This window comes from Sulfuricella sp. (assembly GCF_035531155.1).
Classification (GTDB): domain Bacteria; phylum Pseudomonadota; class Gammaproteobacteria; order Burkholderiales; family Sulfuricellaceae; genus Sulfuricella.
This window is the reverse complement of the sequence record NZ_DATKTK010000043.1, coordinates 107,777-124,812: the sequence shown is the minus strand read 5'-3', so window position 1 is coordinate 124,812 and position 17,036 is coordinate 107,777. Positions and strand designations below refer to the sequence as shown.

General features: G+C 58.5%; 15 protein-coding genes. 7 read left to right on the top strand and 8 right to left on the bottom strand.

Features of this window, described 5'->3' with window-relative positions; all coding sequences use genetic code 11:
• Nucleotides 1–24: 24 nt before the first annotated feature.
• The 6 genes from senA to VMV64_RS09610 form a co-directional block, all read right to left on the bottom strand.
• Nucleotides 25–1,329 (bottom strand): selenoneine synthase SenA, encoded by a 1,305-nt coding sequence (gene senA / locus VMV64_RS09635; protein ID WP_325329742.1) that lies wholly within the window; start codon nucleotides 1,327–1,329, stop codon nucleotides 25–27.
• Entirely contained in the window at nucleotides 1,326–2,276 is a 951-nt protein-coding gene (gene egtD, locus VMV64_RS09630; RefSeq protein WP_325329741.1) for an L-histidine N(alpha)-methyltransferase, read from the bottom strand. The genes senA and egtD overlap by 4 nt, the downstream gene beginning before the upstream one ends.
• Nucleotides 2,277–2,526: 250 nt before the next feature.
• Nucleotides 2,527–2,955, bottom strand: a complete 429-nt coding sequence (locus tag VMV64_RS09625) for a glycine zipper 2TM domain-containing protein (protein ID WP_325329740.1) — start codon at nucleotides 2,953–2,955, stop codon at nucleotides 2,527–2,529.
• Nucleotides 2,956–3,237: 282 nt separating this feature from the next.
• Nucleotides 3,238–3,840 carry a cytochrome b/b6 domain-containing protein gene (locus VMV64_RS09620; protein WP_325329739.1) on the bottom strand — a complete coding sequence of 201 codons (603 nt, stop codon included), beginning with the start codon at nucleotides 3,838–3,840 and terminating at the stop codon, nucleotides 3,238–3,240.
• A gap of 4 nt (nucleotides 3,841–3,844) precedes the next feature.
• Nucleotides 3,845–5,521 (bottom strand): tetrathionate reductase family octaheme c-type cytochrome, encoded by a 1,677-nt coding sequence (locus VMV64_RS09615; RefSeq protein WP_325329738.1) that lies wholly within the window; start codon nucleotides 5,519–5,521, stop codon nucleotides 3,845–3,847.
• A 65-nt stretch (nucleotides 5,522–5,586) separates the two neighbouring features.
• Entirely contained in the window at nucleotides 5,587–6,066 is a 480-nt protein-coding gene (locus VMV64_RS09610; protein ID WP_325329737.1) for a DUF302 domain-containing protein, read from the bottom strand.
• Nucleotides 6,067–6,330: 264 nt separating this feature from the next.
• On the opposite strand from VMV64_RS09610, the gene VMV64_RS09605 reads away from it, so the two are divergent.
• Nucleotides 6,331–7,518: an iron-containing alcohol dehydrogenase gene (locus tag VMV64_RS09605; RefSeq protein ID WP_325329736.1), complete on the top strand. Its 1,188-nt coding sequence runs from the start codon at nucleotides 6,331–6,333 to the stop codon at nucleotides 7,516–7,518.
• A 4-nt stretch (nucleotides 7,519–7,522) separates the two neighbouring features.
• Here the strand turns inward: VMV64_RS09605 and VMV64_RS09600 are convergent, their stop codons facing one another.
• Entirely contained in the window at nucleotides 7,523–7,942 is a 420-nt protein-coding gene (locus VMV64_RS09600) for an AF1514 family protein (RefSeq protein ID WP_325329735.1), read from the bottom strand.
• A 444-nt stretch (nucleotides 7,943–8,386) separates the two neighbouring features.
• On the opposite strand from VMV64_RS09600, the gene VMV64_RS09595 reads away from it, so the two are divergent.
• Complete coding sequence (locus VMV64_RS09595) at nucleotides 8,387–9,004, top strand: hypothetical protein (RefSeq protein WP_325329734.1); 618 nt, start codon at nucleotides 8,387–8,389, stop codon at nucleotides 9,002–9,004.
• 64 nt (nucleotides 9,005–9,068) lie between these two features.
• On the opposite strand, the gene fabI is transcribed toward VMV64_RS09595, so the two are convergent.
• Entirely contained in the window at nucleotides 9,069–9,872 is an 804-nt protein-coding gene (gene fabI / locus VMV64_RS09590) for an enoyl-ACP reductase FabI (RefSeq protein WP_325329733.1), read from the bottom strand.
• Nucleotides 9,873–9,992: 120 nt separating this feature from the next.
• Between fabI and VMV64_RS09585 the strand changes: the two genes are divergently transcribed.
• The 5 genes from VMV64_RS09585 to VMV64_RS09565 are packed head-to-tail and all read left to right on the top strand — an operon-like array spanning nucleotide 9,993 to nucleotide 17,036.
• Nucleotides 9,993–12,161 (top strand): ABC transporter substrate-binding protein, encoded by a 2,169-nt coding sequence (locus tag VMV64_RS09585; RefSeq protein WP_325329732.1) that lies wholly within the window; start codon nucleotides 9,993–9,995, stop codon nucleotides 12,159–12,161.
• Nucleotides 12,162–12,213: 52 nt separating this feature from the next.
• Complete coding sequence (locus VMV64_RS09580; protein WP_325329731.1) at nucleotides 12,214–12,645, top strand: endonuclease domain-containing protein; 432 nt, start codon at nucleotides 12,214–12,216, stop codon at nucleotides 12,643–12,645.
• Nucleotides 12,638–13,615: an ABC transporter permease gene (locus VMV64_RS09575; RefSeq protein ID WP_325329730.1), complete on the top strand. Its 978-nt coding sequence runs from the start codon at nucleotides 12,638–12,640 to the stop codon at nucleotides 13,613–13,615. The genes VMV64_RS09580 and VMV64_RS09575 overlap by 8 nt, the downstream gene beginning before the upstream one ends.
• Nucleotides 13,615–15,021 (top strand): ABC transporter permease, encoded by a 1,407-nt coding sequence (locus tag VMV64_RS09570; RefSeq protein WP_325329758.1) that lies wholly within the window; start codon nucleotides 13,615–13,617, stop codon nucleotides 15,019–15,021. Before VMV64_RS09575 ends, VMV64_RS09570 begins: the two co-directional genes overlap by 1 nt.
• Complete coding sequence (locus VMV64_RS09565; protein WP_325329729.1) at nucleotides 15,018–17,036, top strand: ABC transporter ATP-binding protein; 2,019 nt, start codon at nucleotides 15,018–15,020, stop codon at nucleotides 17,034–17,036. The genes VMV64_RS09570 and VMV64_RS09565 overlap by 4 nt, the downstream gene beginning before the upstream one ends.

The following is a 17,036-nucleotide window of genomic DNA, read 5'->3' as shown; positions in this document are numbered from 1 at the left end:
CAATATTTTCTTGCGTCTTCCCGCTTAACGCGTCGCGCAACTTCTAAAACCGACAAACATATCGCTTCTTTCGGGCGTGTAGAAATTCCTGAAACGGTTGTGAACCAACCTGGAGCGCGTACAGAATGATCCGCCGCGCATGACTTGATGGGTATGGAACCAGGGTTCCGAGTACTCCTTGTAGGGATCGGGGATAAAGCCCGGATAAGGCGCGAAGGGCGAGGATGTCCATTCCCACACGTTGCCGATCATTTGCCGCAATCCGGTCGGCGAGTCAGTTTGAGCTAATGCCTTTGCCGGAACCGGCCCTGAAAATACGTTATCCAGGGAAGTCTGGCCGGAGGAGAGTCGTGTGTTGCCCCAAGGATAACGGTCGACGCCTTCTTTGTGACCTGCACGAGCGGCGTATTCCCATTCCGCTTCGCTGGGCAGCCGGCGCCCTGCCCAGCGGCACCACGCTTCTGCCTCATGGTAATTCACGTGCATGATGGGTTCTTCCTCGGGAAGCGCCCGCCACTGGTCGAATCGTCGCACCAGCCAGCTTCCGCCATCTTTGCGCCAGTAACGGGGAAACTCGGCCTTCTGGGCTTCCCGCCACTGCCATCCCGTGTCTGACCAGAATTCGCGCAAATGGTAGCCACCCGCGTCGACAAAATCGGCAAATGATTTGTTCGTCACTGTTGTGGATGAAACTGAAAAAGCTGGGAGCGTTACCGGATGCGCCCATTTTTCATTGTCGAAGGCAAAATCCTGTTCGGGTGGTGTACCGAGGCAGAATGCGCCTCCAGCCAGAAACACCTCTCCTACGGCGGGTTGTGCCGCAACAGGTGGCAAGCTCAACGATGGCATGGCCGGAGCAGGATAACCCAGCGTTTGCAGTGTCATCAGCATTGCCTCGGTGTGCATGTCCTCATGAAATAGGGCCAGCTTGAAAAAATAGCGTTCCTCCGGAGTGCTCCTGTCCAATGCGGCAAAAGTATCTTGCAGCACGGTTTCCAGATAGCGCAGGAGATCCTCCCATTTCGGCAGGGGTAAATTCCAGCGTTCGGCGTGTGGGACATGACGGGAATCGAACAGCCGGTCGGCATTCTTCAAGCGGGACGGCAGCGGTGCAGTATCCTGCCGCTGCCGCAAACACCAATACTCCTGGAACCAGCCAACATGGCCGATTTCCCACCGCGGCGGGTTGATGATAGTGAGGTATGGCACTTGCCACTGCATCGGCGTGAGGTGGGAATAGAGGGCTAAAGTCCATTCGCGCGTGTCAAGCAGCGCGGCGCGGAGCTGGTTGATGTCGTTAAGGTCGAGTACTGGTAAGCGGGTATTCATGCGGCGTAGAAAACACAGAAATCCTGAACGTTGTCCTGCCAGCACTGGATCGTGGTGAAGCCTGCCTGTTGCAGGAGGGACTCGAATTCGTGGCGTGCATACTTGTATGAATTCTCGGTGTGTATCCGTTCCCCGGCAGCGAATTCCCGGTTGCTGTCGGCAATGCGTACCACGCAATCCGTCCGGGCCTCAAGATGCATTTCCACGCGCCCCATGGATTCATTGTAAAACCCAATATGCCGGAAATTATTCAAGTCGAAATCCGAACCGATCAGCCGGTTGATGTGATTGAGAATGTTCAGGTTGAACGATGCCGTGACACCCAAGGGATCGGCATAGGCTGCATTCAGGCGTGCCGCATCTTTCTTGGCATCTACGCCAATCAACAGACCGCTGCCCGGCGCATGGCAATGGGTGCGAATTTGGCCCAACAGCTGCAACGCCGATCCCGGTGCAAAATTTCCAATGCTCGACCCCGGGTAAAAAAAAGTGGCTGGCTGCGTGCCCAAGTCGCCATCCAGTTGCAGTCCCGTAGCGATATCCATGACGATGCCGACAATTTCTGTATCGGGGAATTCTTCTGCCAGACGCCCGAGAGAGTGCTCAAGATGCGCTTCAGCAATGTCCACGGCGAAATAGCGGCTGGGCTTGAGGAAGTGGAACCACTCTGCAGCCTTGCGGCAGTCTCCGGCTCCAAGATCGACCAGTTGCTTGCCGGTGCCGATAGCGCCGGTAATGGCTTCCCTGTTCTGCGTGAAAATCGATGCCTCGGTTCGCGTCAGGTAGTACTCTGGAAGCCTGCAAATAGCCAGGTAGAGCAGACTACCCAGCTCATCATAGAAATATTTGGGAGAAATCGCGGCATTCGGAGCAAGCAGCCCTGCAATCAGCGATTGCCGCTCCAATTCTGCGTTAAAACCCGAACGATAGGTAATCGAATATCTCATCGTTGCAAGCGCGCTGTGGGTAAATATTTGTTATAGCTACGTTGCATGAGTAAGCCAACTTTTAGCAGCATTTACTCTAATCAGGTTGTAGTTAATAACTTCTGCCTTACCGTCGCGAATTCGCCTTTCTCAGGGCCTGAGGGTGCCTGCGTTTCGGAAAACACCAAGTCCGTCCAATCGACGATTGGATACCCATTCCCGCTCACTCACCGGTCGGAAACCTCAGGGGCTAACCCTATTAACTTGCAGATTAGTAATCGGTATAGGCGACGTTTCCACCGATCGTGCTCCCAATGACCGCGCCAATCGCGGTGGCGGCGATTCGCCCGTTGCCCCTGCCGACCTGATTGCCAAGGGCGCCACCGGCAATCGCGCCAATAGCCTGGCCAATCAATCGGTTCGAGCTGCTCCCCGGATAAGGGGCTGACCGCTCGTAGTAGCGCGGCTCGGCTTCATAATAGACAGGACGGTCGCGGTACACGATGCGTTCGCGATAAACCACCGGCGGCGCCTGGTAGATGACCTCGGGCTCCTCGTAGACGTGTTGTACGACCACGTGCTCCACCCGGCGGTGGTGGCGTTGGTGCTCCCAGCGGTCGCCATCCCCGTCGTCGTGCGCGAAAGCATTGGCGCTGAAAACTGCCGTGGCAATCAATGCAGGAATCAAAAGCCTGTTCATGGTTTACTCCTTATCAAGTGATGTGTGCGTTTGCTTGAATAACGCGCATCACCCTGATTCCGTGCACCGGCAAAGATTAAGGAATTGTAAGAATGTATATTGGCGCGACATGGTACAGGGTGGCAGCCACAATATCGTGGGCACCCTGAATGATTGTTATATGTCGTTTTCAGAAGTTGAAGTTAGTGCCTGACGAGGTATTCATCGGTGCTGATTGCATTCATGCAGCAATAAAAAGGCCGCTAAAACTAGCGGCCTTTTTTGTTTGTCAGGTTAGGCTTCTTATTCCACTTCTTCCCAGCCGGTGATCATCGCCTTGATGTGCGACGTTGGCGTATGGCCGGCGGTGGTCAGGTAGACGTGGGCGATCAGGAACAACAGCATCATGAACGCGCCGGCGGTGTGGAAGAAAGCCACCCACTCCAGGGACACGTATTTGTCCACGCCCCACGCGCCCCAGTCACTAAAGAACAGGTAGAACCAGCCCGAGAACCAGAGCAGCGGCCCGATGAACAGCAGCACCCCGAGGTAGGCCAGGCGTTGCAGGGGGTTGTGTTTTTTCAGCGTGGTCGCCTTGAATGGATGCGGCGCATTGGTGAAGATGCCGACCGAATAGAACTTGATCATGGCAACCACCTTGTCCGTGGTCGGGATGTACTGCTTCCACTCGCCCGTGGTGAAGTGCCAGAAGATGGCGAACACCCACAGGCCGATCAGCGTCCAGGCAGAGAGGGTGTGCAGTTCCACCGCCTTGCCGAAGCCGAAGAGGTGGTAAGAGCCATGCACCTCGAAGCCGGTGATCAGCATGAAGATGATGAGCGTGGCCTGAGACCAGTGCCAGAAACGCTCGAAGCGTTTGAAAACGTAAATTCTTTCGACGGTCATGATCTTATCCTTTCTTGTGGGCATAGATGCGGCCAGCGCCGTGGATCAGCACGCCAATCAGGGTCAGCAGGGCGAGTGCCCAGCCTGCCATGTCGAGCAGCTTGTTGTTGTCGCCCCGGCTCGGCATGTAGATGCCTTTGACGTTCTTGAGACGGCCTTCCTTGCTATGGCACTGGGCGCAGGTGAGCGCGTCGGCTTTGGGAGCGACCATGTGGGTGATCGGCCAGCTCATTTCGGTTTTGACGAAGGCATATTTGCCGCTGTAGGGGGCATTGGCAGCCTTCATGCCGGCTACCAGGGCTTTATCCCAGTTGAAGTTCGACCAGTATGAATTTTCGTCGTCACCAAAGACGTGCGGCACCAGCAGCGTGTTGCTGACAGAGTCGTAAGGTTGCTGACCACGGAACACCTTGACCGGCCAGATCAATGACTTGCCATCGGTGGGGCTACCCTCGAAGCTGTTGATCTTGACAACCTTGCTGGGGTCCAGCTTGGTTTCACGCAGGGTGTAATTCACCTTGCCGTTGAACCAGATGTATTCCGGAATAACGTGGTCTTCCCAGGTGAAATCGCCCTTCTTGCTGTCGTAGGCGTTGTGTCCCGCGCTATCCTTCTTCGTGATCGGCTTGCCTTCAGGCGTGAGCTTGCCGGCGGTCGACCAGTCCCAGGTCATCTTGGTAGCCTGGCCGCGCGCGAATTCCGGAATATGGCAGGTCTGGCAAGCTATCTTGTCGGTATGCTCGTTCAGCTTGGCCATTTTTGCCGGATGCGGCTTGGTGCCGTGGCAGGACTGACAGGTAGAGGGGTTGCTGTTGTCAACCTTGCCGCGCATGTGTGGAGCGACATCCTTGATGTCGGCTGCGGTCGGTGCGTAGCGGCTGCCTGGAACCTGGTGGGCGGATGTCATGTGACAGGTGCCGCAGCTGAAGTTAAGCCCTTTTTTCTCCATGTGAATATCGAGGTATTTGGGCGGGTTTGTCAATGTGCTGTCGAGGTCACCGTGCTTCACTGCATCGCCGCCGCCGCCATTGAAGTGGCAGGCACCGCAGTTCGCGCGACTGGTTTTGCCGACGCTCTGGGCGACTTTGCTGAGATCAGGGGCTTTGACGATTTTGCCGGAATGCGGCGGGAATTCCATGTCCTTATAGGTAGGATGTCCCGCCAATCCTGGCACTTTCCGGTAGGTGCCGGTGGATTCGTGGCACACGACGCAGTCGACGTTTTCCTCTGCGGTGAAGTCGAACTTGTCATTCTCCCAGCCGTAGCCGACGTGACAGGCGTTGCAGAATTTCTGATTCGATTCCACCGCGGTACAGAAGTTGTTGATGACGTGTTTTTTGCCCAGCTTCTGCTTGGTCTCTGGATTGATGAATTCAAAAGTCCAATGCTTGGTTTTTTGAATCTGCTTGGCGGCCTCTGTGTGGCAGGTCAGGCAGGCCTTGGTGACTTCCGGCGCAGTTTTGAAGGTCTTTTGGAGCTCCTTGAACTTGCTGTGATCTGCGGTGGAGTTGCTTGCTTTTTTGACCATGGCTGCCGGAGCCGGAGCTGCCGCCGCAGCAGGCGTTGCCGCCTGTGCCGCTGTCTGCGCGGGTGCGGGAGCTGGCGTGGCGAAAGCAGTCAGCGCTGCCACCGTGGCCCCTGCCACTAGCGTGGACAGGGCGATTTTTAATTTTGACAACATGATACCTCCTGGTACGATCTTTTTTGCGAATAGTCCGCTTTAAGGCATTTCCGGCATCATGCCGCCTAGCAGCCGCCACCGGTACCCGCAGCTGCGCCACCGGCTGCGCCAGGCGTGCCTTTGATCATCGGGGGCGCAGGTTTGCTCGCATCGAAGATGATGAACTTGGCCTGATCTTTTGCGACGTGGCCCATGACTTCGCCCACCATGGGGCCGAACATTTTGCCCATCAATCCGGCATTCATTCCTGCAATGTAGGTTTTGCCGTCATTTTTCTTGTAAATGGAAATCTTGCAGGGCATCAGGATGGAGAGGAAACGGACGGTGTCGTCCTTGAGAATGGGGCCGGAGTATTTGGTGCTGCAGGCTTCGACCATCATGACCGGCAAGGAATTGCCGCCATCCGCTTCAACGGCCTTGGCCGGATTGCGCAGGCCAGCCAGAGCCCAGCCGTTACCGGCATTCTGGATATTCTGCTGGATACGCGCGACGGTTTCCTCGACGCCGAATGGGCTGGGTACTTCCCAAAACATCAGGCTGCTCATGAAGTTATAAGCCATGAATCCGATAAAGGCTAACCCTGCAATAAAGCCACCGATAACTTTTAACATTTTAGTTGCCCTCCAATTTAGACTGATATTAAAAATTTGCTTTAAACAACATTACACCAAACCCAAACTGATACTTCATATATTAATTATATTCTAATATTCTCGTAATATACAAGATATAAATATCTTTAATTCCTGATTGTTCCGGCGTGGCGTAAATCCAGTAGAATCGGGCTTTCTGGTTGAATTGTCGCTGACATGATATCTCCACTTGCTATTTCTGGCCTACCGAAAATTCTTTTTGGTGAGGGTCGACTGAGCGATGTGCCCGAGTTGCTCCAGTCGCTGGGCAAACGCGTGCTGATCGTTACCGGGGGCAGGTCGTTTCGTGCCTCGCTGCACTGGCAGGGATTGATCGACGCTCTGAAGAGGCGGGGGCTGTCCTGGGAAGATATGGTGGTGGAGCAGGAGCCCTCGCCTAGCCTGGTGGACCAGGCCGTCAGGGTATACCGCCATGCCGGCATCGAAATCGTGCTGGGCATCGGCGGCGGTAGCGTGCTGGATGCCGCCAAGGCGATTGCCGGGTTGTTGCCCCACGGCAATTCGGTGATGGACCACCTCGAAGGGGTGGGGCCGGAGCTGCCTTATCAGGGGCCGTCGCTCCCCTTCATTGCGGTGCCGACTACCGCGGGCACCGGCTCGGAGGCCACCAAGAATGCCGTCCTCAGCATGCATGGGCCGGACGGTTTCAAGAAATCCTTCCGCCATGATCTGCTGGTGGCAAAATATGCGGTGGTGGATCCGGCGTTGCTGGCCACCTGTCCGCCCGATCTGATCGCCTCCAACGGCATGGACGCGCTGACCCAGTTGCTGGAATCCTATGTTTCGACCCGGGCCAATCCCTTTACTGATGCGCTGACGTTGAGCGGCCTGGGTTATGTGCGCGAAGGTCTGCTGGATTGGTACGAGGGCGGCGAGAAGGCGGCCGAGGGTAGGGCGGGAATGGCTTATGCCGCGTTGCTTTCGGGCATTACCCTGGCGCAGGTGGGGCTGGGGTCAGTGCACGGTCTGGCAGCACCCTTGGGAGCGCTCTTTCCGGTGCCGCATGGCGTGGCTTGCGGCGCAACCGTGGCGGAGGCGACGGAAATTAATATCCGCGCACTGGATGAGCGTGACCCGGGCAGCCCGGCGCTGGAGAAGTACGCCAAAATTGGCCGCCTGCTGCGTGGCAAAGCTCACCTGGACGATGCTGGTGCGCGAGTGTTTCTGGTGCATACCCTCAAGGAGTGGACGGCAAGGATGAAGGTGCCGGCCTTGAGCGCTTATGGCATCCGCGAAGCCGATCTGGATGTGATCGTGGCAAACTGCCGCGGCAGCAGCATGAAGACTAACCCGATCGACCTCGCGGACGAGGAAGTTCGGGAAATTCTCCGGCGCTGCCTTTAAGCCATCAGGTGATATCGCCCTTGGTGGTCAGGCCTTCCAGCTTGACGCACGCTTCCTCGCTCGGATGCTTCGGGTCGCGCAGCGCGTCGATTTGGCACAGGTATTCGTTTCCCGCCATGTCGCGCAAATTGACCAGGGGGCTCGGGCCGAGGGTTTCAAAGCTGCTGGAGTCGGCGAAGATGAAATCGAAATCGCCGTTGACGTCGATTTCCAGCTTGCCGCCGTGGCTTTCTCCATAGTCGTGCCAGCGCGAGTGGATATCCCCGCCCTCGATTACGGGAGACATCCGGGACGTCGTCTTGTCGTGCCAGGCAACCATGACGGGCTCGCCGCTATTTAGTTCCTTGGCTAGAGTGGCTGCAATCCTGCTCGCCATCTTGTAATCCATATCCACGCCTGAAAGGCTAACATTGATGTCTTTCATTTTTCCCTCCTTCCGGCCATTCCGGAATCCGGCATGGGCCAATGCGATGGGTTGAAAAGACGGAGGCATTTTCCTTCTGTTCCTCCGTTCCGTGGCCTTTATCCGCCGGCCTGGAGCCGGCAATCAGGCCGATCACTCATAATATTAAACTTAGCACAAAAGCCGACTAAATCAATCGGTCTTTGTTGACTCGAATTGTCCGGCTTCAGAATGGCCCGAACTGCTTCAATAAAGAGGCAATTCACCGGTAGGGCGGTTGGGGACGCATCATTCCTGTATTGCCTATAATGGAATCGTTTCGCCACCACGGAAGTGGTGACTTTCTATCTGCCGCATGCGTCTGGATCATTCGTCTCTGCCCGGATGGCGCCCAAGTACCGACTGCCCCACGGTCCCAAGGGCTCCTTGACCGCTTCGTCCAAGGCGCCAGTTAAGGAGGTTTCCATGCAAGAAATCCTGCCAGGCGTTTTTCACTGGACCAGCTTTCACGAAGGCATCCAGGCGTATGTCCATTCTTACTATATTTCAGCAACCGAACCAGCGGTGTTGATCGACCCGCGTGTTCCGGCTCAAGGGCTGGCATGGTTCGAGGCGCATAAGCCGCCTCAACACGCCTACCTCACCAATCGTCACCACTACCGTCACAGTGGCCAGTTCGCCGAACGCTTCGGCACCCAAATCTGGTGCCAACGGGAGGGCCTGCATGAATTCACCCGGGGCGAACAAGTCACGCCTTTTAAGCATGGCGATACTCTGCCGGGCGGTGTGCTGGCTTTAGCTGTGGGCGTGCTGTGCCCGGAGGAAACCGCTCTTTACATCTCGGTGGACAAGGGAATCCTGGCCATCGGCGATGCCATCGTGCGCTACGGCGGCAAGCTGGGCTTCGTGCCCGATGCCTACATGGGGGACGACCCGGACGGGGTTAAGCGCGGCCTGCAGGCGGTGTTCCTGAGGCATCTGAAGGAGCGGGAGTTCGACCACCTGCTGTTCGCTCACGGTAAACCCTGGATAGGCGAAGCCAAGAAGGGGTTGCAACGGTTTCTTGAAGGGTTACGCATCTAGTTCCCATAAAAAAGGCCAACCGTTCTTGGTTGGCCTTCGTTTTCTTTGCTGTCAGGAAAATTCTTTAATTTCCCGCCACAGCCTCTTCGGCGTTGCCCAGGGCGGTGATATTAAAGCCACCGTCGACGTAGGTGATCTCGCCGGTCATGCCGCTGGCGAGGTCGCTGCACATGAAGGCGGCTACGTTGCCGACTTCCTCGATGGTGACGTTGCGCCGCATCGGGGCATGCTTCTCGTTGTAGGAAAGCAGCTTACCGAAATCGGAGATGCCGCTTGCCGCCAAAGTCTTGATCGGGCCGGCGGAGACGCCGTTGACGCGGATGCCCTTGGGGCCCAGACCGGCTGCCATGTAGCGCACATTGGCTTCGAGGCTGGCCTTGGCGAGGCCCATCACGTTGTAGTGGGGGACGGTGCGTTCCGCGCCCAAATAAGAAAGTGTCAGCAGGGCAGCATTGCGGCCCAGCATCATCGGCAGTCCGGCCTTGGCCAGCGCGGTGAAGCTATAAGAGCTGATGTCATGGGCGATCTGAAAGTATTCGCGCGTGACGGATTCGACGTAGTCACCGGCTAGAGCCTGTTTCGGCACGAAGGCAATCGAGTGGACGATGCCATCGAGTCCGTCCCAGTGTTTCCCGAGGTCGCTGAACAGCTGGTTGATTTCTTCGTCGCTGGCGACGTCGCAGGGGAATATCAGGTTGGAACCGAAGTCTTTCGCCAGGTCGGCAACGCGATCCCTGACCTTCTCTCCCTGGTAGGTGAAGGCGAGTTCGGCACCCTCGCGCTTCATGGCTATTGCGATGCCGTAGGCGATGGAGCGGTTGCTGATCATCCCGGTAATCAGGATCCGTTTGTTTGCCAGAAAGCCCATTGTTTTTCCTTTGATTGCGGTTTGCCCGAAGACCGATGCGAATGACGTATTATAACCCAATTCTGCATATGGATATCGTTGCCTGGCTCCCGACCGCTGCTTGCGCTACACTGAAACCCGATGAGATTCTTCCTGATATCCGCCTTGTCGACCGTGTTTTTGGCGGCCTGTGGCGCCCCGCCCTGGAACAGCCCCTATCCGTCCGCCGACGAGGGGGGAAACATCGCCTATTCGTCTTTTGCCGAACGGCCCAAGCATTTAGACCCGGCGCAGTCCTACAGCTCCAACGAGATCACTTTCACCGGCCAGATTTACGAGCCGCCGCTGCAGTACCATTACCTGAAGCGCCCCTATACGCTGATTCCGCTTGCCGCCGCGGAACTGCCCAAACCGCTGTTCCTCGATGCGCAGGGCAAGCCCTTGCCGGCCGATAGCGCCCCGGAAAAAATCGCCTTCAGCGTGTATGAAATCCGCATCAAGCCAGGTGTCCATTACCAGCCGCACCCGGCCTTTGCCCGCGATGCGCAGGGGCGCTACCTGTACCACGATCTGAAGCCGGAGGATCTGGCCAAGCTCTACAAGCTGGCGGATTTTCCGCAAACCGGCACGCGCGAACTGGAGGCGGCGGATTATGTCCACCAGATCAAGCGGCTGGCCCATCCCCGGCTGAATTCGCCGATTTTCGGCATGATGGGTGAATACATCGTCGGCCTGAAGGAATATGCAAAAATGCTGGATAGCGCGCAGAAGACCCTGCCGCCGGGCACTCATCTGGATCTGACGCGCTACCCGCTGGCCGGGGTGGAGGTGGTGGATCGCTATACCTATCGGGTGAAACTCAAGGGCAAGTATCCGCAATTCCTTTACTGGCTGGCGATGCCGTTCTTCGCACCGGTGCCGCCGGAGGCCGACCGTTTCTACGGGCAGCCCGGCATGGCTGAGAAAAACCTCACCCTGGACTGGTACCCGGTCGGTACCGGGCCCTACATGCTGACGGTAAACGATCCGAACCGGCGCATGGTGCTGGAGCGCAATCCGAATTTCCACGGCGAGACTTACCCGACCGAAGGCGAGCCGGACGATGCGGCGGCAGGGCTGCTGAATGATGCCGGCAAGCCGCTGCCGTTCGTCGACAAGGCCGTGTTCAGCCTGGAAAAAGAAAGCATTCCTTACTGGAACAAGTTTTTGCAGGGTTATTACGATGCCTCCGGCATCAGCTCCGACAGCTTCGACCAGGCGGTGCGCGTCGCCACTCAGGGCGAGGCGGATGTGACCGACATGATGAAGGAGAAGGGCATCCGCCTGCAGACCACGGTGACTGCCACCAACTATTACTATGGTTTCAATATGCTCGACCCGGCGGTGGGCGGATATTCGGAACGGGCGAAGAAGCTCAGGCAGGCGGTTTCCCTCGCGATAGACTACGAGGAATTTATCTCGATCTTCGCCAACGGTCGCGGCATTCCCGCGCAGGGTCCGCTGCCGCCGGGGATTTTCGGAGCACATGAGGGTGAGCAGGGCATCAATCCCTATATTTACGACTGGGTTGACGGCAGGCCGAAGCGCAAGTCCATCGAATATGCCAAAAGGCTGCTGGCCGAGGCCGGCTACCCGGGCGGGCGCGACGAGAAGACCGGCAAGCCGCTGATGCTGTACCTCGATATCACCGCCACCGGGCCGGACGACAAGGCGCGGCTCGACTGGATACGCAAGCAGTTCCAGGCGGTCGACCTGCAACTGGTGGTGCGCAACACCGACTACAACCGTTTCCAGGACAAGATCCGCAAGGGCAACGCGCAGATTTTCCACTGGGGCTGGAATGCCGACTACCCCGACCCTGAGAATTTCCTGTTTCTGCTTTATGGGCCGAATGCGCGGGTGAAGGGGGAAGGGGAGAACTCGGCCAACTACGATAATCCGGAATTCAACCGTTTGTTCGAGCGCATGAAGAACATGGACAACGGTCCGGAGCGCCAGAAGATCATCGACGAAATGCTCGCGATCGCGCGCCACGACGCACCCTGGATATGGGGTTACCACCCCAAGCAGTACAGCCTGTTTCACGCCTGGTACCGGAACATCAAACCCAATCTGATGGCCAATAACGGCCTGAAGTACGTCCGCATCGATGCTGACTTGCGCGCCCAAAAACAACGTGAGTGGAATCAGCCGGTGCTGTGGCCGCTGGGTCTGCTGGCTGCCGTGCTGGTGGCCGGACTGGTGCCGGCCGTGGCCGCCTACCGGCGCAAGGAAAGGCAGGCGGCTAGCCCGGGTCAGACCCATGACTGACGGCTCCTTCTCCTTTTTAGGGGGAAGGCTGGGATGGGGGTGCGGAGGTGGAATGACCAGAATAAATCAGACCGCCAAGAAAAATTCCCGCAGCCTGCGCCGGGAATTGACAGATGCGGAGCAATTTCTTTGGCGCCACTTGCGGATGAGACAAATGGGCGGCTGCAAATTCCGCCGCCAGCATCCGTTGGGGCGGTATATTCTGGATTTTGTTTGCCTGGAAGCGGCTCTGGTTGTTGAAGTGGATGGCGGGCAACATGCGGAAAATGAGGAGCAAGACCTGCTTCGGACGATGTTCTTAAGCCAACAGGGGTTGCATGTGCTGCGATTTTGGAATAATGACGTGCTGAAAGATATTGAAAGCGTGAAACAGGTGATTTGGAATGCATTGGGAAAGGTTAGCACCGAACCCCCATCCCAGCCTTCCCCCTTGAAGGGGGAAGGAGACGGGTGTACCGATTTGGCGCTGGGGTGCGATGATTAACTACATCATCCGCCGCATTCTCTATGCCATTCCCATCCTGATCGGGGTGAACCTGCTCACCTTCGCCCTGTTCTTCGTGGTCAACACGCCGGACAACATGGCGCGTATACACTTGGGCGTGAAGCACGTCACGCCGGAGGCGATTGCGAAGTGGAAGCATGAACGCGGCTACGACAAGCCGCTGATGTGGAACAGCGCAGCGCAGGGCGCGAAGCAGGCCAGCGACACCATTTTCTTCGAGAAATCCGTCGGCATGTTCGCCTTCGATTTCGGCCGCTCCGACGAGGGACGCGACATCGCCCACGACATCAAAACACGGATGTGGCCGAGCCTGGCGATCGCGCTGCCGGTGTTCCTGGTCGGATTGGCGGTCAACATCACCTTTGCCATGCTGATGGCGTTCTTCCGTGCCACTTATATCGACTTGTCCGGGGTGGTTTTGTGCGTGGCGATGATGTCGATTTCCGGCCTGTTCTACATCATCGGCGGGCAATACCTGGTGAGCAAGCTGCTGCACCTGACGCCGATTTCCGGCTTTGACGCAGGCAGCAATGCGCTCAAGTTCATCATCCTGCCGGTGGTGATCGGGGTCATCGGCGGCATCGGATCGGGGGCACGCTGGTACCGCACCATCTTCCTCGAGGAAGCCTCCAGGGATTATGTTCGTACTGCGCGTGCCAAGGGTCTGTCGGAACTCTCCGTGCTGTTCGGCCACGTGCTGAAGAATGCGATGATCCCCATCCTCACCGGCGCGGTGGTGGTGATCCCGCTGTTGTTCATGGGCAGCCTGATCTCGGAATCCTTCTTTGGCATCCCCGGCCTCGGCAGCTATACCATCGACGCCATCAACGCCCAGGATTTCGCCATCGTCCGCGCCATGGTGTTCCTCGGTTCGGTGCTATACATCGTCGGCCTGATCCTGACGGACATTTCCTATACGCTGGTAGACCCGAGGATACGGCTGGAATGATGCTATTTAAGCCCGTTCTCCTGTGGACCGACATGCTGCTCTGGCTGCTGCTGGCCGGCGTGGCGTTTTACGCCTGGCGGGTGCGCCAGCGCGAGCATTTGCTGCAGCCCTGGCGGCGGTTGCTGCGCAGCCGCAGCGGCGTGGCTTCCGCCGTGGTGCTGCTGGCGTTCGTCGCCGTCGGCGTGCTCGATTCGCTGCATTTCCGCCTGTCGCTGGAGAAGCAGGGCAACGGCGCCGAAACGCATTACTCGCCCGAGGTGCTGAGCGTGTTCGACCTGATGGTCGGCCCACTCAGGAAGCAGGTGGAAAAAACCTATTCGGCGCCTTTCGCCGCCCAGCTCTATACCAAGGAAACCATCGAGTTGCCCGGAGGCAAGCAGGTGCGCGACTATCCGCGCCTGAAGTTCGGCGGGGCGCATTTGCGCGAACCGGCGCAGGAACAGGCAGGAGATGTTGCTGCTACGGCGTTGCAGGGAAGCGTTTACGCGCTCGTCCTGTGTGGGGGGCTGGCAACTGTGCTGGCGCTGTGGCTGGCAAGGCGCCGTAGCATTTCGCCAGGCGCAGCCTGGACGATGATTCGGCAGGGGCGCGACGAAATTCCCTGGCGCACCTTTTTGGCTACCATCGGGCTGCTGGTCCTGTTCGTCTGCCTGTCCATGGTGTTTTCCGCCAAGTATCACATTTTCGGCACCGACAAGGTCGGCCAAGATGTGTTCTACCTGGCGCTGAAAAGCATCCGCACCGGCCTGATGATCGGCACGCTCACCACGCTGGTGATGCTGCCTTTTGCGCTGCTGCTCGGCATCATGGCGGGCTATTTCCGCGGCTGGGTGGACGACGTGATCCAGTATACCTACACCACCCTCAGTTCGATTCCCGGCGTGCTGCTGATTGCGGCGGCGGTGCTGATCCTGCAGGTCTACATGGACAGCAACCAGGAGCTGTTCGACACCGTCGCGGCACGCGCCGATATCCGCCTGCTGTTCCTCTGCGTGATCCTCGGCATTACCAGCTGGACCGGGCTGTGCCGGCTGTTGCGCGGCGAGACCCTGAAAGTCCGGGAAATGGAGTTCATCCAGGCGGCGACGGCGTTTGGCGTCGGCCATTTCCGCATCATCGCCCGCCACATCCTGCCTAACGTGATGCATATCGTGCTGATTTCGATCGTTCTGGATTTCAGCGCCCTGGTGCTGGCCGAGGCGGTGCTGTCCTATGTCGGCGTCGGCGTCGATCCGGCCATGCAGAGCTGGGGCAACATGATCAACGGTGCGCGGCTGGAAATGGCGCGCGAACCGATGGTGTGGTGGTCGCTGCTAGCGGCCTTCGTCTTCATGTTCGTGCTGGTGCTGTCGGCCAACCTGTTTTCCGACCGCGTGCGCGATGCGTTCGATCCGAGGGTGAGATGAGCGGGCCGCTACTAGTCGTCGATAACCTCAGGGTCCGGCTGGATGCCGGAAAAACCCAGGTGCGGGCAGTGGACGGCGTGAGCTTTTCCATCGATCCCCACGAGACCTTTGCCCTCCTCGGGGAATCGGGCTGCGGCAAGTCGATGACGGCGCTGTCCCTGATGCGTCTGCTGCCTGAGGCAGGGCACGTCGAGTTCGGCAGGGTGCTGCTCGACGGGCAGGATTTGCTGGGCTTGCCGGAAATTGCCATGCGCGCGGTGCGCGGCAAGCGCATCGCGATGATCTTCCAGGAGCCGATGACCAGTCTCAATCCGGTCATGACCATCGGCCGGCAGATCGCCGAGACCCTGCATCGCCACACCGACTTGCGGGGCGAGGCGGCGCAGGCTCGGGTGCTGGAACTGCTCGATGCGGTGGGCATCCCCGACGCCGGAGCGCGCTACCATGACTATCCGTTCCAGTTCTCCGGCGGCATGAAGCAGCGCGTGATGATCGCCATTGCCCTGGCGTGCGAGCCCGACCTGCTGATCGCCGACGAGCCGACCACGGCGCTGGATGTGACCATCCAGGCGCAGGTGCTGGAACTGTTGCGCCGACTGCAGCGCGAGCGCGGCATGGCGGTGATGCTGATCAGCCACGATCTCGGCGTGGTGGCGGAAATGGCGCAGCGGGTGGCGGTCATGTATGCAGGGGAAATCGTGGAGATGGCCGGGCGCGAGGAATTCTTTGCCAACCCGCAGCACCCCTACACCCGCAAGCTGTTTGCCTCGCTGCCGGGTGCCACGCGGCGCGGACAGCAACTGGAGATCATCCGCGGCAGCGTGCCGCCGCTAGACCGGGAGTTTTCCGGCTGTCGTTTCGCCGGTCGCTGCGACTATGCCTGGGAGCGCTGCAGCAATGAAATTCCGGCGTGGAGCGAGGTTGCTCCCGGCCACAGCGTACGTTGCCATTTGTCTGCGGTGCCTCAAGTTTCTGCACCGACTCCGGCTCTCCCTCTAGCTGGGGAAGGGGTTCGGAAAGGTTGGGATGGAGATAAGAGTGCCGCACCATTGCTGCAGGTGTCCGACCTTAAAGTTCATTTCCCTATCCACAAGGGTCTGTTAAAGCGGGTGGTGGGCCATGTCAGGGCGGTGGACGGCGTGTCGCTGGCGATCCATGCCGGCCGCACTCTGGCGCTGGTGGGCGAATCCGGCTGCGGCAAGACCACGGTGGGCAAGAGCATCCTGCAGTTGATCCGCCCCACTGCCGGCAGCGTGTGCTTCGCCGGCGATGAACTTACACAGTTGAAGGGCGCCGAGCTGCGCGCCCGGCGTGCCGATTTTCAGATCGTATTCCAGGATCCTTATTCCTCGCTCGATCCGCGCATGCGGGTTGCGGACATCATCGAGGAGGGAATGGTCGCGCTGGGAGCGGCTGCGAGTCCTGGCGATCGCCAGAATAGCATGGACCGCTTGCTGCAGCAGGTCGGGCTCGCCCCCGACAGCAAGTACCGCTATCCCCACGAATTTTCCGGCGGGCAGCGCCAGCGCATCGCCATTGCGCGGGCACTGGCGGTGAAGCCGCAGCTGATCGTGTGCGACGAACCGACCAGCGCGCTCGATGTCTCGGTGCAGGCGCAAATCCTCAATTTGCTCAAGGGGCTGCAGAACGAACTGGGCCTGGCCTACCTGTTCATCACCCACAACCTGGCGGTGGTCGAATATTTTGCCCACGAGGTGGCAGTGATGTATCTGGGGCGGATCGTCGAGCAGGGTACGGTGGAAGAGGTGATGCAGGCGCCGCGCCATCCCTATACCCGGGCGCTGCTTTCGGCCGTGCCGGTGGTGGATGCGGCTGCGCGCAGGGAAATCATCCGTCTGGCCGGGGATTTGCCCTCGCCTGCGAACCCGCCGTCAGGCTGCCACTTCCACCCGCGCTGCCCGCAAGCCATGGCCGTATGCCGGCAAAGCTACCCGGCTGTGGCCGGCTTCAGCGCAACGCATAGTACCTGCTGTTATTTGTATTCGGAAAAGTAG